Source organism: Enterobacter cloacae complex sp. (assembly GCF_900322725.1).
GTDB classification, from domain to species: Bacteria; Pseudomonadota; Gammaproteobacteria; order Enterobacterales; family Enterobacteriaceae; genus Enterobacter; species Enterobacter quasihormaechei.
Genome location: NZ_LT991957.1, coordinates 1,780,311 through 1,797,654, shown reverse-complemented (window position 1 = coordinate 1,797,654; position 17,344 = coordinate 1,780,311). Strand labels below are relative to the sequence as shown.

The following is a 17,344-nucleotide window of genomic DNA, read 5'->3' as shown; positions in this document are numbered from 1 at the left end:
CATAGCGGCTCATTCGTTCATCTTATCACAACTGATAAAGCGAACCCTTAACCTGCCTGTAATGCGGCGATTTCAGATTTATCTGCCAGCCTTTTCAGCAGCATATTCAACAGCACGCCGTACATCGGCAGGAAGAAAACCAGGCTGATAAGCACCTTAAAGGCGTAGTCCACAAGGGCAATTTCCATCCAGTGTTCTGCCATGAAGGCGTCCGGGCTGCGCCAGAAGGCAATGAAGAAGAAGGCCAGCGTATCGCTCACGTTACCGAACAGCGTCGACGCCGTCGGTGCCATCCACCAGCGATGATTCTGACGCAGGCGGTTAAAGACGTGAACATCGAGGATCTGCCCCAGGGCATAGGCCATAAAGCTGGCGGCGGCAATACGCGCGACGAACAGGTTGAAATGCGTTAGCGCTTCAACGCCCTGCCAGCTACCCATGTAAAACAGGGAGGAGATGGCGTAGGAGACGAACAGCGCCGGGATCATCACCGCAAAAATAATCCGCCGCGCCAGCGGTGCGCCAAAGATACGCACGGTTAAATCGGTCGCGAGGAAAATAAACGGAAAACTGAATGCGCCCCAGGTGGTATGGAAACCAAAAATGGAGATAGGGAGCTGTACCAGATAGTTACTGGAGATGATCACCAGCAAATGAAATAGCGAAAGCCAGAACAACGCTTTGACGCGCTGCGATTGTGTAAAGGAGTTCATATTGTACCTTTTTGATTAATATTTGGGGTGAGGGAACCCAATAAAGCCGCCGCATGATACTGCTTTGACCGCACTTTGCAATGGCTAATTTTCACGCAATCGTTAACCTGGTTTGCATTGACGATAGCGGGGCGTAAACTACAGCCGTTTTTACCTGAACGAGAAGAAAATGACCGATCTGTTTTCCAGCCCAGACCACACGCTTGACGCCCAGGGCCTCCGTTGCCCGGAGCCGGTAATGATGGTGCGTAAAACCGTACGTAACATGCAGAGCGGCGAAACGCTGCTGATCGTCGCTGACGATCCGGCCACCACCCGCGATATCCCCGGCTTTTGTACCTTTATGGAACACGAACTGGTGGCGCAGCAAACGGAAACCCTGCCGTACCGGTATGTGATTCGTAAGGGGTAGGTGCGGCCTGATGCCCGGCGGCGCTTCGCTTGCACGGGCCTACGGGTGTAGTAGGTCGGGTAAGGCGCAGCCGCCACCCGACAAGCACCCATCACAATTTCGAACCATCGTTTCAAAATTTCGCGCTTTTGTGAGGCGCTTCACCCTCCCTTTTCCAGCCGTAGTCTAATTTTTAAACGTCAAAAACTAAAACACCGTTTTAACGCTTATCTCACTACCCTGGAGTTGACTGAATGAAAACGACCCTCAAGCCGTTACTGGCCGCTCTGTGCCTGTCTGCTTTTGCCTGCACCGTTTCCGCGCAAACCATTAAAGCCGCCGATGTGCATCCTGAAGGCTACCCGAACGTGGTGGCGGTTCAGCAGATGGGTGAAAAACTCAAACAACAAACCGACGGCAAGCTGGAGATTAAGGTCTTTCCCGGCGGCGTGCTGGGGGATGAAAAGCAGATGATTGAGCAGGCGCAGATGGGGGCGATTGATATGATCCGCGTCTCCATGGCGCCGGTTGCCGCCATCCTGCCGGATATCGAAGTGTTTACGCTGCCCTACGTGTTCCGCGATGAGGACCACATGCACAAGGTGATCGACGGGGATATCGGCAAGCAGATCGGCGACAAGCTCACCGCCAACCCGAAATCGCGTCTGGTGTTCCTCGGCTGGATGGACTCCGGCACCCGCAACCTGATCACCAAAGAGCCGATCGTCAAGCCGGACGATCTGAAAGGGAAGAAAATCCGCGTGCAGGGTAGCCCGGTGGCGCTGGCCACGCTGAAAGCGATGGGGGCGAACGCAATCGCGATGGGCGTCAGCGAGGTGTACAGCGGCATGCAGACCGGGGTGATTGACGGTGCGGAGAACAACCCGCCAACCTTTGTCGCCCACAACTATATGCCGGTTGCGAAAAACTACACGCTGAGCGGCCACTTCATCACCCCGGAAATGCTGCTCTACTCCAAAGTGAAATGGGACAAACTGAGCGCTGACGAGCAGCAGAAGATCCTGACCCTGGCCCGTGAAACGCAGTTAGAGCAGCGCAAGCTGTGGAATGCCTATAACGACCAGGCGCTGGCGAAAATGAAGGCCGGCGGCGTGCAGTTCCACGATATTGATAAAACGGTGTTTATCAAGGCGACAGAGCCGGTGCGCGCGCAGTATGGCGACAAGCATCAGGATCTGATGAAAGCCATCGCCGACGTTCAGTGATCCGGAGTACGTATGTCCGAACTCTACCTGAAGTGGATGGACCGTCTGTACCTGCTCGCCATGGCGGTGGCGGGTGTCTCGCTGCTGGTGATGACGATTGTCATCCCCATCGGTATCTTCTCACGCTACGTGCTCAACCGCGGCGAATCCTGGCCGGAGCCCGTCGCCATTATCTGCATGGTGACGTTTACCTTTATCGGCGCGGCGGTGAGCTACCGCGCCGGATCGCATATTGCGGTCAACATGCTCACCGACCGTCTGCCCGTATCGCTGCAAAGGCTGTGCGCGCGGACGGTGGACCTGCTGATGCTGCTGATCTCTGGCCTGATGTGCTGGTACAGCTACTGGCTGTGCGTCGAGCTGTGGGAGCAACCGGTGGCGGAGTTTCCGCTCCTGACCTCCGGCGAGAGCTATCTGCCGCTGCCTGTCGGATCGGCGATTTTGATCCTGTTTGTGCTTGAACGCCTGCTGTTTGGCTCGCAGGAAAACCGTCCGGTCGTGCTGATCGGCAACCACAGTTAAGGGGTGAACAATGGATGCTTTTATTTTGTTATTCACCCTCGCCATTTTGCTGGCGCTGGGGATGCCGGTGGCCTTCGCCGTGGGCCTGAGCGCCGTCGCGGGCGCGCTGTGGATTGACCTGCCGCTGGAGGCGCTGATGATCCAGATCACCAGCGGGGTGAACAAATTCACGCTGCTGGCGATCCCGTTCTTCATTCTTGCCGGGGCGATCATGGCGGAAGGGGGCATTGCACGGCGTCTTGTGAATTTCGCCTACGTGTTTGTCGGCTTTATTCGCGGCGGGCTGTCGCTGGTGAACATCGTGGCTTCAACGTTCTTCGGCGCGATTTCCGGCTCGTCGGTGGCGGATACGGCGTCCATCGGCAGCGTGATGATCCCGGAGATGGAGAAGAAGGGCTACCCGCGCGAATACGCGGCGGCGGTAACGGCCAGCGGGTCGGTACAGGCGATTTTAATCCCGCCCAGCCACAACTCGGTGATTTACTCCCTGGCGGCGGGGGGCACGGTCTCCATCGCCACGCTGTTTATCGCGGGCGTATTGCCGGGCCTGCTGCTGGGCGTGAGCCTGATGGTGCTCTGCCTGTGCTTCGCCCGCAAGCGCGGCTACCCGAAGGGGGACAAAATCCCGTTCAGGCAGGCGCTGAAAATCATGCTCGATGCCCTGTGGGGGCTGATGACGGTGGTGATTATCCTCGGCGGGATCTTGTCCGGGATTTTTACCGCCACCGAATCTGCCGCCGTGGCCTGCCTGTGGGCGTTTTTCGTCACCATGTTTATCTACCGCGACTACAAATGGAGCGAACTGCCGAAGCTGATGTGCCGCACGGTGAAAACCGTCACCATCGTGATGATTTTAATCGGCTTTGCCGCAGCGTTTGGTGCGGTAATGACCTACATGCAGCTGCCGATGCGCATCACCGAGTTCTTCACGTCGCTGTCCGATAACAAGTACGTGATCCTGATGTATCTCAACGTCATGCTGCTGCTGATTGGCACGCTGATGGACATGGCGCCGATCATTCTGATCCTGACGCCGGTGCTGCTGCCGGTGACCAACGCGCTGGGGATCGACCCGGTGCACTTCGGGATGATCATGATGGTTAACCTGGGGATCGGGCTGATCACCCCGCCGGTCGGGTCGGTGCTGTTTGTGGCGAGCGCGGTAAGCAAGCAGAAGATTGAAACCGTGGTGCGGGCGATGCTGCCGTTCTACGGCATCCTGCTGGTGGTGCTGGGGATGGTGACGTATATCCCGGCGATATCATTGTGGCTGCCGAGGATGTTAGGGATGCAGTGACGCCGTTGTTTGCCAGGTGGCGGCTGCGCCTTACCCGGCCTACGGTTCAGAGCCGTTGTAGGCCCGGTAAGGGGCAGCCGCCACCGGGCGTTTTTATTGGCGTCGTAATAACCTCAATGCGTTCGCCGTGACCAGCACCGTCGCCCCGGTATCCGCCAGCACCGCCAGCCACAGCCCGGTCATGCCGAGCAGCGTAGTGACCAGGAAAATGCCCTTCAGCCCCAGCGCAATGCCGATGTTCTGGCGAATGTTGGTCCGCGTCGCCCGCGCAAGATCTATCATCTGCGCCAGCCCGGTCAGGCGGTTGTGCGTTAGCGCCGCGTCGGCGGTCTCCAGCGCCACGTCGGTGCCGCTGCCCATAGCAATGCCAATGGTTGAGGCCTTCATCGCCGGGGCATCGTTTATCCCGTCACCGACCATCGCCAGCGGGGCGTGGCTGTTCAGTTCAGTTACCGCGCTGACCTTGTCCGCAGGCAGTAATCCGGCCTTAAACGCCAGCCCCAGCTCGTCGGCAATTGCGGCCGCCGCGCGCGGGTTATCGCCGGTCAGGATCACGCCCTGCACGCCCAGCCTGTGCAGCGCCTCGACGGCGTCTCTCGCATCGTCACGCAGGGTGTCGCGCAGGGCCAGCATGCCCATCGGTACGCCGTCCTGCATCACGGCAACGACCGTCTGACCGGCCTGCTCCAGCGCCTCAACCTGTGGCGTAGAGCGCGTGCCCGCCGCGACAATCAGCACTTTTTTGTCCTCGACCACGGCTTCAATCCCTGACCCGACCAGCGCTCGCTGAGCGGTTGCTGAAGGAATAGCCAGCCCGCGTGCCTGCGCTTCACGCACGATCGCCTGCGCAAGCGGGTGGGTGGAGCCCTGCTCCACGGCGGCGGCCAGAGTAAGCAGTTCATTTTCGCTGATATCCTGCGGATACACCCCGGTCACCTGCGGTTTGCCGACGGTGAGCGTACCGGTTTTATCAAAGGCGATGTGCTGGATCTGGCTCAGCTGTTCCAGCGCCGCGCCGCCCTTAATCAGCGCCCCGCGGCGTGTCGCCGCTGCCAGCCCGGAGGTAATCGCTGCCGGGGTGGAGATCACCAGTGCGCACGGGCAGCCGATCAGCAGCAGGGTCAGCCCTTTATAAATCCAGCCCTCCCACGGCGCGCCGAAGAACAGCGGTGGAACGATGGTGACCAGCAGCGCCACCAGCATGATGGCGGGCGTGTAAATCCGGCTGAAGCGGTCGATAAAGCGTTCGACCGGCGCGCGGCGCTCCTCGGCTTCTTCAATCAGCTTCAGGATGCGGTCAATGGCGCTGTCGCCCGGTTCAGAAAGCACCGTAAGCTGCACCAGACGGTCAACGCTGGTGGCGCCCGCAGGTACCTTTTCACCCGCCGCACGCTCTACAGGAATGGATTCCCCGGTCAGGGCGCTTTCGTCAAAGCTCGCGGTGGCGGTAACGAGCGCCCCATCGGCTGGCAGACGTCCACCTGCGGGCACTTCAATCACGTCGCCCGGGCGCAGGGCGTTAATGGCGACCGTTTCACGAGTACCGTCTATCACGCGCGTGGCGGTTTCCGGCTTCAGCGCCATCAGCGCGCTCACCCCCTTACGCGCCCGACTCGCCGCCCAGCCTTCAAGGCGTTCGCCGATTAAGAACAGCAGCAGCACCATCGCCGCTTCCGCCGTCGCGCCAATGAACAGCGCGCCGATGGCCGCCACGCTCATCAGCGTTTCGATGGCAAACCAGCTTCCGCTCCGCATCAGGCGTAGCGCCTGTCGGGCAATGGGGAACAGGCCGACCAGCGTGGTGGCGATAAACGCCAGGTTGCCGAACGGGTGGTTAACCTGTTCCAGCCCCCAGCTCAGGGCCATCATGATGATGAGGGTAATGAGCGGCAGGTTTTCTTTCAGGGGAGAGGTTTTTTCGGCAGGCGCCGTTTCGCTGCGCAGGGTATAGCCCGCCTTGCTGACGGCGGCTTCAACCTGCTTGCTGACGTCTATTTCGGCGCTGACCAGCAGCTTTTCGGTGGCGAACAGGACCTGAACGTGGTTCACGCCCGGTACCTGCTTCACCGCGTTTTCTACCTTGCGGGCGCAGGCCGCGCAGTCCATACCGTTGACTACCCAACTGTAGCGGTTGCCGCTTTCAGGAAGCGTTTGGATTGGTGTTTCGCACGTCCCTTCGCAGCAGCAGTCGTCTTTTGCCGGAACCGGGCTGAGCTTAAGTGCCGAGAACTGTGGAACTTTTTTAGGTGTTTCTGGAGTCGACATGGCAGTCTCCGGTAATGATAATTTTCTCATTAACCGCAGCATACACTCTGGAGTCGACTCCAGAGTCAAGCGTTATTTAGATATACAGCGAACGCACGATCAGGAAGTGTCCGGCGAAGTAACAGGCAGCGGAAATCGCATTATCCGCGCGGAAGCGGCGGCGATAGTGGCTACCCAGCCAGACGATATTGCCGAGCAGCAGCAGCGCGGCCCCGAAGAAAGCAGACATTGCCTGTGAGGTTGGGCGGAAGAACCACAGCTCACCGGCCAGCCACACCATCACCAGCGTCATGGCGATAAAGGTACACACCGGCAGACGCATCTCCTCCAGACGCGACCAGATCACCGCGATCAGCAAGGCGCCAATCACCAGCAGCACCAGCGGCAGCGGCCAGAAGATGGAGAGCGTCATCTGGCTGGCAAAATAGATGGTGTAAAGCAGATGCGACAGGAAGAACGCCCCTACGGCGTACAGCAGGCGCTGGCGCGGCAGCAGGGTTAAGGCATCGCCAATCAGGGAGGCACACAGCCCGGCGAGGACCAGATAGCTGATGGCATTGAACATGGGGGCCTGCCAGGCAAGCAACAGCAGGAGCAATAGCGTGACGGGTTTAAACAACCAGCGCTGCCAGGCTGGGCCACGGTAGGACGCATCGACATAAAGCCATGCGGAAAAACAGACAGCGATAAATGACCAAAGCATATTAACTCCCTGTAACTGTTGAGGCTGAATAATCAGTTTCTGATCCAGTGTAGTGACGCGAGCGGGCGTTTGGCAATGCCGGGGCAGGCGAGGTATCCTGAATTCCGCATAATCTGATGGGATTTTTCAATGAGCAAGATGCCGCTGTTTTTCATTATCGTGGTGGCGATTATCGTCATTGCCGCCTCGTTTCGCTTCGTGCAGCAGCGCCGTGAGAAGGCCGACAACGATGCCGCGCCGCTGTTGCATAAGCGCGTGGTGGTGGCGAACAAACGCGAGAAACCGCTTAACGACCGCCGCTCTCGCCAGCAGCAGGTGACGCCTGCGGGGACAACGATGCGCTATGAAGCAAGCTTTAAGCCGGAAACCGGCGGGCTGGAGATGACCTTCCGCCTGGAGGCGCAGCAGTACCATCAACTGACCGTGGGAGAGAAAGGTACGTTGAGCTACAAAGGGTCGCGGTTTGAAGGGTTTGAACCGGAGCTGTGACGCCGGGCGGCACTGCGTTCTTTACGTCAGTGCCAACAATAAATCAAACTGGCATATATAATAGCCAGCAAATATATTCCTGATTAATATTTTTGTAATTATGTCGTAGCCATAATTTTTTTAGTTGGTGAAAGTTTCGCTTGCATCACTATTCTTCCATGTGTATTTCAATACTCTAATAATGTTATGCCATTTCAAGCATAAGCATTTATTTTGAAAGAGGTTGAGAGATTCATATGGCGAATATAATGTGGTTGACTTTAAAGGGAACGTCTCAGGGCATGATTTCTGCTGGATGTGCTTCTGTGAATTCCATAGGCAATAAAGCACAGCCTGCTCACCAGGATCAAATAATGGTCATGGCTGTTCATCACGGCATGAGCCGTGCAAAAAATGTGAACCACCAGTGCCTGACATTTATTAAGCCCGTGGACAAGTCTTCCCCTTTATTAGGAAAAGCGATTACTGATAATGAAACGTTAAGCTGTGAATTTCACTTCTATCGTACCAGCCAGACGGGATTAAACGAGTGTTATTATGTGTTAAAACTGATTAATGCCAGAATATCCAGCATCCATTTGCAAGTGCCGCATACCATAAATGATAGCGAGGGGCAGCCAGAGGAAATCATAGAGCTGTCATACGAATCTATTGCCTGGGAGCATCGTATTGCTGGAACCAGCGCCTACAGTATCTGGGATGCACGAGTTTTTTAAGGACTTAAGATGAAAGGGTATTCGGACTGGATAAGGGATCATCGTGAAGATATTCTCAAAGGAAATAACTGGCAGCGTAATCAGCGTTTCGAAAATGAAATCAGGCAGCTGAAAAATAGTCTGGTCAACAATGCTCATCACATTATGCTGCTCACGCCTGACGAGGCGCAGGGGGTGGTTGACGATTTGTTAGGTAGTCAGCCTGTCAGCTTTTCCACAACCTATGCCGGTAACATCAAAGAGACGGTTTCTGCGGCTAAAAGTCTGTCAAAACTCTTTTCTTATCAGCAGGCTGGAAAGATTGTTTTCACGCTAAAAGGCTTTGGGATCAAAGCCACACAGTATGTTTATCGGGGAAAGCTGTATGTAAAGATTACGGGCTACCCTTCTCTACGACGCATTCTTAACGGAACGCGTTACCGGATTAATCATCCCAAAGTGCTCGAGGTGGGTATAGGTAGTGCCGGGTTTCGAAACGGTATTATGTCGGGAGCCAGATTCTGCATCTGGTTTTCAGCTTGCTGGCGGCTGGTGGAGTTGATCTTTAAATCCGAGCATGACGTCGCCGCATTTCTGGGGAATGTCACGATGGACGTGGCTAAAGTCATTGTGGGGGTTTTTATTTCGAGATTGGCTGGAAGGGGGGCTGTGTGGTTCGTATCATCATTTGTAGCGAGTGCGGCTGTTCCTGTTTGGGGGCAAATAGTTTGTATAGTCGCATTAGGTATAATTGTTGCTTCTACTTTAAATGTTATCGACAAACAGCACAGATTATCAAATGATCTTATAGATTGCCTTAGACAGGGGCTGAAAGAACAGCAAAAAATTGCAGAGAGGAACACTAAAAATTCAGTATATGGTAGTTCATTTTACCAGAGGATTTACTGATATGAGTGTTAACATGAATCTCGATAAAATAAAGACAAGATGTGGTTGTTTTTTTTGCTTGATATTATTTAGTGTTATCACTTGGGGTTGTTATGAAGCGAGCGTGCCAACTGTAACCGATCTCATTCAATCAAGAAGCATTGTCTGTTTTTTATGGGGTTCATTTTTTTTGTTGTTTGTTTTCCCGGTTTGTTGTTGTTTTGTTTTCGTGATTGCATATATGACCTTTACGAAAAACATGCAGCCACCCAGGTTCTTCGCTAAAGGTATTTCCGTTGGTTTTCACGTTATGGGTGCAGGATTTATTATTGGCAACATCCTCTCCCTTATCGTCATATTTTATCCCCTTGGAACCAACTATGTCTTATGTGAGCGCCCAGGGCCGTTTTCTGGAACGTATTACACCCGGACCGAAGAGATTTGCACGCAGGTTAAATACCTGCTCAAAACAAGAGCCAGAGATATCGAAAAACTCAATGACAAACTGGACGGCGTATCGCCGCAGTGATGGGGAATGTGACGATGGATGTATGGCGTGAGGATGTTCCTGTTTGGGGGGCAGATAATACGTGTGATTGCATTTGGGGTATTGATAATTTATTAGCTGAATGTTTTGGGCAACAGAACGATTTATCAAATAACCATTATAAATTGCATGAGAAATATCATGAAACAGCAGTATGAAACGGCAGAGTGGAACGATCGATGCTCGCTATATGAAGGTGTATTTTACTGGGGGTATTACTGATATGGGGGTGACAATTAATATTGATAACTTAAAAAAAAGATGCTTTTTACTGCTGGTTATTGTTTTTTATTGTGGGTTAGCCTGGTTGGCGTATTACGTAAGTATACAAGCTCTCACTGATTTGATTGAATCAAGGAGTATTTTTTATTATTTCTGGGGGGCTTTCATTAGTATGCTCTCCACCCCGGCTCTTTGTTATTTTGCATTTGTATTTATTTTTGTATTCTTTACAAGAAACCTTCAGGCACATAAACTCCTGGCGAAAGGTGTTACCCTTGCATATCACTATTTCGGTGCGGTATTTGTCATTGGCAACATCCTCTCTTTTATCGTCATATTTTATCCCCTTGGAACCAACTATGTCTTATGTGAGTGCCCAGGGCCGTTTTCTGGAACGTATTACACCCGGACCGAAGAGATTTGCACACAGGTAAAACACCTGCTCAAAACGAGAGCCAGAGATATCGAAAAACTCAATGACAAACTGGACGGCGTATCACCGCAGTGATGGGGAATGTGACGATGGATGTATGGCGTGAGGATGTTCCTGTTTGGGGGGGAGATAATACGTGTGATTACATTTGGGGTATTGATAATTTATTAGCTGAATGTTTTGGACAACAGAACGATTTATCAAATAATCATTATAAATTGCTTGAGAGATATCATGAAACAGCAGCAAGAAATCGCAGAGTGGAAATTTCAACATTCGGTATATGGAAGTTCATTTTACCTCGGGAACTACTGATATGAGCATTAGCATTAATATGGATAACATTAAAAGAAGATGTGTTTTATTTTTTTGCATGATCTTTTTTAGCGTTGTTACCTGGTGTTTTTATGATGCGAGTGTACCAGATATCACTGATCTCACTGAATCAAGAAGCATTGTTTATTTTTCCTGGGGGGCGTTTCCTGTGTTATTTTCTTTTCCGCTTGCCTGTTGTTTTGTTTTGGTTATTGCATATATGACCTTTACGAAAAACATGCAGCCACCCAGGTTCTTCGCTAAAGGTATTTCCGTTGGTTTTCACGTTATGGGTGCAGGATTTATTATTGGCAACATCCTCTCCCTTATTGTCATATTTTATCCCCTTGGGACCAACTATGTCTTATGTGAGCGCCCAGGGCCGTTTTCTGGAACGTATTACACCCGGACCGAAGAGATTTGCACGCAGGTTAAATACCTGCTCAAAACAAGAGCCAGAGATATCGAAAAACTCAATGACAAACTGGACGGCGTATCGACGCAGTGATGGGGAATGTGACGATGGATGTATGGCGTGAGGATGTTCCTGTTTGGGGGCGAGATAATACGTGTGATTGCATTTGGGGTATTGATAATTTATTAGCTGAATGTTTGGGCAACAGAACGATTTATCAAATAACCATTATAAATTGCATGAGAAATAGCATGAAACAGCAGTATGAAACGGCAGAGTGGAACGATCGATGCTCGCTATATGAAGGCGCATTTCAGCTCGGGAATTACTGATATGAATCTTAGTATCAATCTTAATAAAATTAAAAGAAGATGCTTTTTGTTTTTTTGTATCTTCTTTTATGGTGCTTTTGCCTGGGGTTTTTATTGGGCTAGTGTGCCCGATATAACCGATATTATTGAATCCAGAAGCATTATTTATTTTTTCTGGGGTTCTTTTTTTATGTTGTTTGTTTTCCCGGTAGCTTGTTGCTTTGTTTTAGTTATTGTCTATATGACATTTTCGAAGAACATGGAGCCACCCAAGTTTTTCGCTAAAGGAATTACCGTCGCTTTTCACTTTATGGGGGCAGGATTTGTCATTGGCAACATCCTCTCTTTTATCGTCATATTTTATCCCCTTGGAACCAACTATGTCTTATGCGAACGTTCAGGGCCGTTTTCTGGAACGTATTACACCCGGACCGAAGAGATTTGCACACAGGTAAAACACCTGCTCAAAACGAGAGCCAGAGATATCGAAAAACTCAATGACAAACTGGACGGCGTATCGTCGCAGTAAGGGTTATCTGAAGGCCCGGATCGCTGCGCGCCACCGGGCATCACACCGCACCTTACTTCTTCACCTGCGCCTTAAACTTCTTCATCCACACCAGCAGCTCAAACACGCCGAAAATAAACACCCGCAGCTGCTGCCAGCCGGTCATCGGTGGGCCATCTTTCGGCAGACCGTTTTTCAGCATCACCATCTGTAAGGCATGCATGAAAGCGGTGAAAATCAGCGCCACGTTAACAAAGATATTCAGCGGGCGCGGGAACGGGTGCACCAGATTCAAAATCAAAAATGCCCAGACGCCCAGCATCAGCAAGCGCCCTACGTTAATCAGTACTGGCATCGGATCCTCCTTGTGCCTGACGGTGATACAGACGATAAGCCACCTGACCGGCGACCTTTTCGCGGTGCAGGTCCCAGTGAACGGGAACGGGCGGCAGGCCATTTTCCACTTCGCTTTCAACGTAAATCAGCGCGTCGTCTGCCAGCCAGCCATTTTTTTCCAGCAACGATAACGTCTCTTCAAGCAGCCCTTTACGGAACGGCGGATCGACAAACACCACGTTGAACGGCGTCCCCTCTTGCGCGAGGAAGCTCAGCGTGTTGGTGTTCACTACCTTCGCGTTGGTTGCCTTCAGCGTAGCCAAATTTTGCTGCAACGTCTGCGCAACGCCGCGTTCCATCTCCAGCAGCGTGGCGCTGGCGGCATAGCGAGACAGCGCTTCCAGCCCCAGTGCGCCGCTTCCGGCGAAGCAGTCCAGGCAGTTGGCGTCTACCATTGACGGGGCAAGCCAGTTAAACAGCGTCTCGCGTACGCGGTCCGTGGTAGGGCGTAAACCGGGGCTGTCCGGCACCGGTAATTTCCGGCCTCGCCACTGACCGCCGATAATTCGAATTTGACCGGCCGGGGCGCGGGTGGGTTTCTTCATCTCAGGAAAGCTCTGTTAACAATGCCCTGCGATTGCGGGCGGTGATGTCAATTAAGTAAAGTGTTAGACTATTTCATCATTTTTTTAGCTTCCCTGTATATAGCGCCGCGAGGAGTGTAGTCGCAGATGGCAAAACAAAAAAAACGTGGCTTCTTTTCCTGGTTGGGTTTCGGTGAAAAAGAGCAAGAAACAGAACAGAAAACCGAAGAACAACAGGTTGTAGAAGAGCAGTCACAGCCTGAAACGCCTGTCGAAACCGCTGCGATTGTCGAAGCGGAAGAACCAGCGCACAGCAAAGAAGAGATTGAATCCTTTGCTGAAGAGGTGGTTGAGGTTACTGAACAGGTTCAGGAGAGCGAAAAACCAGAGCCGGTTATCGTAGAAACCCTTACCGAAGCGCCGCAGGCCGCTATCGAACACGAAGCGCTGCCGCTGCCGGAAGAGGTGAACACCGAAGAGGTTTCTGCCGAAGAGTTGCAGGCCGAAGCGGAAACCGTTGAAATTGTTGAGGCGGTGGAAGAAGAGGCGGCCCTTGAGCCTGAACTGACCGACGAAGAGCTGGAAGCCCAGGCGCTGGCGGCGGAAGCCGCTGAAGAAGCGGTCATTGTTGTGCCGGTAGAAGAGCAGGCCGAAGACGAGATCGCTCAGGAGCAGGAAAAACCAACCAAAGAAGGTTTCTTCGCGCGCCTGAAGCGCAGCCTGTTAAAAACCAAAGAAAACTTAGGTTCCGGATTTATCAGTCTGTTCCGCGGCAAAAAAATCGACGACGATCTGTTTGAGGAGCTGGAAGAGCAGCTGCTGATCGCGGACGTGGGCGTGGAAACCACCCGGAAGATCATCACCAACCTGACCGAAGGGGCGAGCCGCAAGCAGCTGCGTGACGCCGAGGCGCTGTACGGCCTGCTGAAAGACGAGATGGGCGAAATTCTCGCAAAAGTTGACGAACCGCTTAATATTGAAGGCAAAATGCCCTTTGTTATTCTGATGGTTGGCGTCAACGGCGTGGGTAAAACCACCACCATCGGCAAGCTGGCGCGCCAGTTTGAGCAGCAGGGCAAATCGGTGATGCTGGCGGCGGGCGATACCTTCCGTGCGGCAGCGGTGGAGCAGCTCCAGGTGTGGGGCCAGCGCAACAACATTCCGGTGATTGCCCAGCACACCGGCGCGGATTCTGCGTCCGTGATTTTCGATGCCATCCAGGCGGCGAAGTCGCGTAACGTGGACGTGCTGATTGCGGATACCGCAGGGCGTTTGCAGAACAAATCGCACCTGATGGAAGAACTGAAGAAAATCGTTCGCGTCATGAAGAAGCTGGACGAAGAGGCACCGCATGAAATTATGCTGACTATCGACGCCAGCACCGGACAGAACGCCATTAGCCAGGCGAAGCTGTTCCATGAAGCGGTAGGACTGACCGGGATCACGCTGACCAAGCTGGACGGCACCGCGAAAGGCGGGGTGATCTTCTCCGTGGCCGACCAGTTCGGCATTCCTATCCGTTACATCGGTGTGGGCGAGCGTATTGAGGATTTACGTCCGTTTAAAGCGGACGACTTTATTGAGGCACTTTTTGCCCGAGAGGACTAACAATGATTCGCTTTGAACACGTCAGCAAGGCCTATCTCGGTGGGAGACAAGCGCTACAGGGGGTAACATTTCACCTCCAGCCAGGCGAGATGGCATTCCTGACCGGCCATTCCGGCGCGGGGAAAAGTACCCTGCTCAAGCTGATCTGTGGGATCGAGCGGCCAAGCGCCGGGAAAATCTGGTTCAGCGGCCATGACATTAGCCGTCTTAAGAACCGTGAAGTGCCGTTTCTGCGTCGTCAGATCGGCATGATTTTCCAGGATCACCACCTGCTGATGGATCGCACGGTTTTCGATAACGTCGCGATCCCGCTGATTATTGCTGGCGCCAGTTACGATGATATCCGCCGTCGCGTCTCTGCGGCGCTGGATAAGGTCGGGCTGCTGGACAAAGCGAAGAACTTCCCTATCCAGCTGTCCGGCGGTGAGCAGCAGCGCGTGGGCATTGCCCGTGCGGTGGTGAACAAGCCAGCCGTTTTGCTGGCGGATGAACCGACCGGTAACCTGGACGATGCCCTCTCCGAAGGCATCCTGCGTCTGTTTGAGGAATTTAACCGCGTGGGGGTAACGGTACTGATGGCGACGCACGATATGGGGCTGATCTCCCGCCGTTCGTACCGCATGCTGACCCTGAGCGACGGACATTTGCACGGAGGCCACGGTGAATAAGCGTGATGCAATGAACCAGATTCGGCAGTTCAGCAACCGGTTTGACCGTTTCCGCAAGCCTCAGGGCGGCGGGGACGGCAACCGCCATGCGCCTAAGCGTGCCAAAGCGACACCGAAGCCGAACTCCCGCAAAACCAACGTCTTTAACGAACAGGTGCGCTACGCCTTCCAGGGCGCGTTGCAGGATCTGAAAAGCAAACCGCTGGCGACGTTCCTGACGGTGATGGTGATCGCCATCTCCCTGACGCTGCCGAGCGTCTGCTACATGGTTTACAAAAACGTTAACCAGGCGGCGTCACAGTATTATCCGTCGCCGCAGATCACCGTTTATCTGGATAAAGCGCTCGACGATAACGCGGCGGCGCAGGTGGTCGGGCAGATTCAGGCCGAACAGGGCGTGGAGAAGGTGAACTATCTTTCTCGCGATGAAGCGCTGGGTGAGTTCCGCAACTGGTCCGGGTTCGGCGGGGCGCTGGATATGCTCGAAGAGAACCCGCTGCCTGCGGTGGCGGTGGTGATCCCGAAGCTGGATTTCCAGGGCACGGATTCGCTCAACACCCTGCGCGACCGCATTACCCGCATCAACGGGATTGATGAAGTGCGCATGGACGACAGCTGGTTTGCCCGTCTTGCCGCCCTGACCGGGCTGGTAGGACGCGTGTCGGCGATGATTGGCGTGCTGATGGTGGCGGCGGTCTTCCTCGTCATCGGTAACAGCGTTCGCCTGAGCATCTTCGCCCGTCGCGATACCATCAACGTGCAGAAGCTGATTGGCGCAACGGACGGTTTCATCCTGCGTCCGTTCCTTTACGGTGGCGCGCTGCTCGGTTTTTCCGGCGCATTTCTTTCACTGATATTGTCAGAAATTTTGGTGATGCGGCTTTCGTCTGCCGTCACCGAAGTGGCGCAGGTTTTTGGAACGAAGTTTGATATCAGTGGTTTAGGCTTCGATGAGTGCCTGCTTTTGCTGCTGGTCTGCTCCATGATCGGCTGGATAGCGGCATGGCTGGCAACGGTTCAACATTTACGCCACTTTACTCCCGACTAATAAAAGCGTGATATAATCTTTCCCTGCACCGAGATGTTCGCTTGCAGGGAAAGCGTCCCTGTCGTCTCTTCCCCTGTAATCATCTTCATGTCACATTTTGTGCGTAATTTATTCACGGTTGCACCTGGAACTTGTGGATAAAATCACTGTCTGATAAAAGAGTGAATGCTAATCTCGTTGCTCAAACGCTTTGGCATGGTTGTTGCCTGACGGGGACAACCTGGACCAGAAGAAACATTGAGAGGAATGAATGACCAAAGAAATGCAAACTTTAGCTTTAGCCCCTGTTGGTAACCTGGAATCTTACATCCGGGCTGCGAACACCTGGCCGATGTTAACGGCTGAGGAAGAAAAGGAGCTTGCTGAAAAGCTGCATTACCAGGGCGATCTGGAAGCAGCTAAAACGCTGATCCTGTCTCACCTGCGCTTTGTTGTTCACGTTGCTCGTAATTACGCGGGCTACGGCCTGCCGCAGGCGGACTTGATTCAGGAAGGTAACATTGGCCTGATGAAAGCGGTGCGTCGCTTTAACCCGGAAGTGGGTGTGCGACTGGTCTCCTTCGCCGTGCACTGGATCAAAGCGGAAATTCACGAATACGTTCTGCGTAACTGGCGTATTGTGAAGGTCGCCACGACGAAAGCGCAGCGCAAACTGTTCTTCAACCTGCGTAAAACCAAGCAGCGTCTGGGCTGGTTCAATCAGGATGAAGTGGAAATGGTCGCGCGCGAGCTGGGCGTTTCCAGCAAAGACGTCCGCGAGATGGAATCCCGTATGGCCGCGCAGGACATGACGTTTGATATGTCTGCCGACGACGATGCGTCCGACAGCCAGCCGATGGCCCCGGTCCTGTATCTTCAGGATAAAACCTCTAACTTTGCTGATGGCATTGAAGAGGATAACTGGGAAGACCAGGCGGCAAACAAGCTGACCTTCGCGATGGAAGGCCTCGACGAGCGTAGCCAGGATATCATCCGTGCCCGCTGGCTGGACGAAGATAACAAGTCCACCTTGCAGGAGCTGGCCGACCGCTACGGCGTCTCCGCTGAACGTGTGCGTCAGCTTGAGAAGAACGCCATGAAAAAACTTCGCGCCGCTATCGAAGCGTAATTTTCGCGAAGAACACCTTTAGCCGAAATAGTTCAGGCTGCGGGAAGGCGGC

22 protein-coding genes are annotated in these 17,344 nt (G+C 53.5%); 17 read left to right on the top strand and 5 right to left on the bottom strand.

What is annotated here, in order from left to right:
* Positions 1–47: 47 nt before the first annotated feature.
* Positions 48–713: a 7-cyano-7-deazaguanine/7-aminomethyl-7-deazaguanine transporter gene (locus tag DBR02_RS09125; RefSeq protein ID WP_063449994.1), complete on the bottom strand. Its 666-nt coding sequence runs from the start codon at positions 711–713 to the stop codon at positions 48–50.
* 169 nt (positions 714–882) lie between these two features.
* Here DBR02_RS09125 and tusA point away from each other — a divergent pair, with 169 nt between their 5' ends.
* The 4 genes from tusA to DBR02_RS09105 all read left to right on the top strand — a co-directional run bounded on the left by tusA (position 883) and on the right by DBR02_RS09105 (position 4,149).
* Positions 883–1,125 (top strand): sulfurtransferase TusA, encoded by a 243-nt coding sequence (gene tusA, locus DBR02_RS09120; RefSeq protein ID WP_023307136.1) that lies wholly within the window; start codon positions 883–885, stop codon positions 1,123–1,125.
* Between the two features lie 233 nt (positions 1,126–1,358).
* Positions 1,359–2,330 carry a TRAP transporter substrate-binding protein gene (locus tag DBR02_RS09115; RefSeq protein ID WP_107534138.1) on the top strand — a complete coding sequence of 324 codons (972 nt, stop codon included), beginning with the start codon at positions 1,359–1,361 and terminating at the stop codon, positions 2,328–2,330.
* Positions 2,331–2,342: 12 nt separating this feature from the next.
* The gene (locus DBR02_RS09110) at positions 2,343–2,852 is read left to right on the top strand and encodes a TRAP transporter small permease (RefSeq protein WP_063865364.1); all 510 of its coding nucleotides are present in this window, start codon (positions 2,343–2,345) and stop codon (positions 2,850–2,852) included.
* 10 nt (positions 2,853–2,862) lie between these two features.
* On the top strand, positions 2,863–4,149 hold the full coding sequence (locus DBR02_RS09105; RefSeq protein ID WP_063449991.1) for a TRAP transporter large permease: 1,287 nt from the start codon (positions 2,863–2,865) through the stop codon (positions 4,147–4,149).
* A gap of 93 nt (positions 4,150–4,242) precedes the next feature.
* On the opposite strand, the gene zntA is transcribed toward DBR02_RS09105, so the two are convergent.
* Together zntA and DBR02_RS09095 are read right to left on the bottom strand one after the other, a co-directional pair.
* Positions 4,243–6,414, bottom strand: coding sequence for a Zn(II)/Cd(II)/Pb(II) translocating P-type ATPase ZntA (gene zntA, locus DBR02_RS09100; protein ID WP_107534136.1), 2,172 nt, complete (start codon positions 6,412–6,414; stop codon positions 4,243–4,245).
* 76 nt (positions 6,415–6,490) lie between these two features.
* Positions 6,491–7,117, bottom strand: a complete 627-nt coding sequence (locus DBR02_RS09095) for a lysoplasmalogenase (RefSeq protein ID WP_063865366.1) — start codon at positions 7,115–7,117, stop codon at positions 6,491–6,493.
* 129 nt (positions 7,118–7,246) lie between these two features.
* On the opposite strand from DBR02_RS09095, the gene DBR02_RS09090 reads away from it, so the two are divergent.
* The 9 genes from DBR02_RS09090 (at position 7,247) to DBR02_RS09060 (ending at position 11,961) form a co-directional block, all read left to right on the top strand.
* Complete coding sequence (locus DBR02_RS09090) at positions 7,247–7,606, top strand: DUF2500 domain-containing protein (RefSeq protein WP_063865367.1); 360 nt, start codon at positions 7,247–7,249, stop codon at positions 7,604–7,606.
* 236 nt (positions 7,607–7,842) lie between these two features.
* A complete protein-coding gene (locus tag DBR02_RS09085; RefSeq protein ID WP_107534134.1) occupies positions 7,843–8,322 on the top strand; it encodes an Hcp family type VI secretion system effector in 480 nt (159 codons plus the stop codon).
* Positions 8,323–8,331: 9 nt separating this feature from the next.
* On the top strand, positions 8,332–9,210 hold the full coding sequence (locus DBR02_RS09080) for a hypothetical protein (protein WP_107534132.1): 879 nt from the start codon (positions 8,332–8,334) through the stop codon (positions 9,208–9,210).
* 1 nt (position 9,211) lies between these two features.
* Positions 9,212–9,718 carry a DUF1240 domain-containing protein gene (locus DBR02_RS09075; RefSeq protein ID WP_107534130.1) on the top strand — a complete coding sequence of 169 codons (507 nt, stop codon included), beginning with the start codon at positions 9,212–9,214 and terminating at the stop codon, positions 9,716–9,718.
* Between the two features lie 14 nt (positions 9,719–9,732).
* On the top strand, positions 9,733–9,894 hold the full coding sequence (locus DBR02_RS26580; protein WP_157959553.1) for a hypothetical protein: 162 nt from the start codon (positions 9,733–9,735) through the stop codon (positions 9,892–9,894).
* Positions 9,891–10,466 (top strand): DUF1240 domain-containing protein, encoded by a 576-nt coding sequence (locus DBR02_RS09070; RefSeq protein WP_233157700.1) that lies wholly within the window; start codon positions 9,891–9,893, stop codon positions 10,464–10,466. Before DBR02_RS26580 ends, DBR02_RS09070 begins: the two co-directional genes overlap by 4 nt.
* 14 nt (positions 10,467–10,480) lie before the next feature.
* Positions 10,481–10,711 (top strand): hypothetical protein, encoded by a 231-nt coding sequence (locus DBR02_RS26575; protein WP_129741621.1) that lies wholly within the window; start codon positions 10,481–10,483, stop codon positions 10,709–10,711.
* A complete protein-coding gene (locus DBR02_RS09065) occupies positions 10,708–11,214 on the top strand; it encodes a DUF1240 domain-containing protein (RefSeq protein ID WP_254058666.1) in 507 nt (168 codons plus the stop codon). Before DBR02_RS26575 ends, DBR02_RS09065 begins: the two co-directional genes overlap by 4 nt.
* A gap of 171 nt (positions 11,215–11,385) precedes the next feature.
* Positions 11,386–11,961, top strand: a complete 576-nt coding sequence (locus DBR02_RS09060; RefSeq protein WP_233157698.1) for a DUF1240 domain-containing protein — start codon at positions 11,386–11,388, stop codon at positions 11,959–11,961.
* 52 nt (positions 11,962–12,013) lie between these two features.
* On the opposite strand, the gene DBR02_RS09055 is transcribed toward DBR02_RS09060, so the two are convergent.
* Together DBR02_RS09055 and rsmD are read right to left on the bottom strand one after the other, a co-directional pair.
* Positions 12,014–12,295, bottom strand: a complete 282-nt coding sequence (locus DBR02_RS09055; RefSeq protein WP_063449553.1) for a DUF1145 family protein — start codon at positions 12,293–12,295, stop codon at positions 12,014–12,016.
* On the bottom strand, positions 12,279–12,881 hold the full coding sequence (gene rsmD / locus DBR02_RS09050; RefSeq protein ID WP_063865372.1) for a 16S rRNA (guanine(966)-N(2))-methyltransferase: 603 nt from the start codon (positions 12,879–12,881) through the stop codon (positions 12,279–12,281). The genes DBR02_RS09055 and rsmD overlap by 17 nt, the downstream gene beginning before the upstream one ends.
* A 126-nt stretch (positions 12,882–13,007) precedes the next feature.
* Between rsmD and ftsY the strand changes: the two genes are divergently transcribed.
* The 4 genes from ftsY to rpoH all read left to right on the top strand — a co-directional run bounded on the left by ftsY (position 13,008) and on the right by rpoH (position 17,292).
* On the top strand, positions 13,008–14,468 hold the full coding sequence (ftsY, locus tag DBR02_RS09045) for a signal recognition particle-docking protein FtsY (RefSeq protein ID WP_107534128.1): 1,461 nt from the start codon (positions 13,008–13,010) through the stop codon (positions 14,466–14,468).
* A gap of 2 nt (positions 14,469–14,470) precedes the next feature.
* The gene (gene ftsE, locus DBR02_RS09040; RefSeq protein ID WP_063449550.1) at positions 14,471–15,136 is read left to right on the top strand and encodes a cell division ATP-binding protein FtsE; all 666 of its coding nucleotides are present in this window, start codon (positions 14,471–14,473) and stop codon (positions 15,134–15,136) included.
* On the top strand, positions 15,129–16,184 hold the full coding sequence (ftsX, locus tag DBR02_RS09035; protein ID WP_063449549.1) for a permease-like cell division protein FtsX: 1,056 nt from the start codon (positions 15,129–15,131) through the stop codon (positions 16,182–16,184). The genes ftsE and ftsX overlap by 8 nt, the downstream gene beginning before the upstream one ends.
* 250 nt (positions 16,185–16,434) lie before the next feature.
* Positions 16,435–17,292: an RNA polymerase sigma factor RpoH gene (gene rpoH, locus DBR02_RS09030; RefSeq protein ID WP_000159624.1), complete on the top strand. Its 858-nt coding sequence runs from the start codon at positions 16,435–16,437 to the stop codon at positions 17,290–17,292.
* Positions 17,293–17,344: the final 52 nt, after the last annotated feature.

Coding starts and splice junctions, on each gene's coding strand:
- ftsE (WP_063449550.1), top strand. CDS start 14,471: ATGATTCGCTTTGAACACGTCAGCAAGGCCTATCTCGGTGGGAGACAA.
- DBR02_RS09080 (WP_107534132.1), top strand. CDS start 8,332: ATGAAAGGGTATTCGGACTGGATAAGGGATCATCGTGAAGATATTCTC.
- DBR02_RS09070 (WP_233157700.1), top strand. CDS start 9,891: ATGAAACGGCAGAGTGGAACGATCGATGCTCGCTATATGAAGGTGTAT.
- DBR02_RS09095 (WP_063865366.1), bottom strand. CDS start 7,117: ATGCTTTGGTCATTTATCGCTGTCTGTTTTTCCGCATGGCTTTATGTC.
- DBR02_RS09075 (WP_107534130.1), top strand. CDS start 9,212: ATGAGTGTTAACATGAATCTCGATAAAATAAAGACAAGATGTGGTTGT.
- tusA (WP_023307136.1), top strand. CDS start 883: ATGACCGATCTGTTTTCCAGCCCAGACCACACGCTTGACGCCCAGGGC.
- DBR02_RS09090 (WP_063865367.1), top strand. CDS start 7,247: ATGAGCAAGATGCCGCTGTTTTTCATTATCGTGGTGGCGATTATCGTC.
- DBR02_RS09125 (WP_063449994.1), bottom strand. CDS start 713: ATGAACTCCTTTACACAATCGCAGCGCGTCAAAGCGTTGTTCTGGCTT.
- DBR02_RS09085 (WP_107534134.1), top strand. CDS start 7,843: ATGGCGAATATAATGTGGTTGACTTTAAAGGGAACGTCTCAGGGCATG.
- zntA (WP_107534136.1), bottom strand. CDS start 6,414: ATGTCGACTCCAGAAACACCTAAAAAAGTTCCACAGTTCTCGGCACTT.
- DBR02_RS09115 (WP_107534138.1), top strand. CDS start 1,359: ATGAAAACGACCCTCAAGCCGTTACTGGCCGCTCTGTGCCTGTCTGCT.
- rsmD (WP_063865372.1), bottom strand. CDS start 12,881: ATGAAGAAACCCACCCGCGCCCCGGCCGGTCAAATTCGAATTATCGGC.
- DBR02_RS09105 (WP_063449991.1), top strand. CDS start 2,863: ATGGATGCTTTTATTTTGTTATTCACCCTCGCCATTTTGCTGGCGCTG.
- DBR02_RS26580 (WP_157959553.1), top strand. CDS start 9,733: ATGGATGTATGGCGTGAGGATGTTCCTGTTTGGGGGGCAGATAATACG.
- rpoH (WP_000159624.1), top strand. CDS start 16,435: ATGACCAAAGAAATGCAAACTTTAGCTTTAGCCCCTGTTGGTAACCTG.
- DBR02_RS09060 (WP_233157698.1), top strand. CDS start 11,386: ATGAAACGGCAGAGTGGAACGATCGATGCTCGCTATATGAAGGCGCAT.
- DBR02_RS09055 (WP_063449553.1), bottom strand. CDS start 12,295: ATGCCAGTACTGATTAACGTAGGGCGCTTGCTGATGCTGGGCGTCTGG.
- DBR02_RS26575 (WP_129741621.1), top strand. CDS start 10,481: ATGGATGTATGGCGTGAGGATGTTCCTGTTTGGGGGGGAGATAATACG.
- DBR02_RS09110 (WP_063865364.1), top strand. CDS start 2,343: ATGTCCGAACTCTACCTGAAGTGGATGGACCGTCTGTACCTGCTCGCC.
- ftsY (WP_107534128.1), top strand. CDS start 13,008: ATGGCAAAACAAAAAAAACGTGGCTTCTTTTCCTGGTTGGGTTTCGGT.
- DBR02_RS09065 (WP_254058666.1), top strand. CDS start 10,708: ATGAGCATTAGCATTAATATGGATAACATTAAAAGAAGATGTGTTTTA.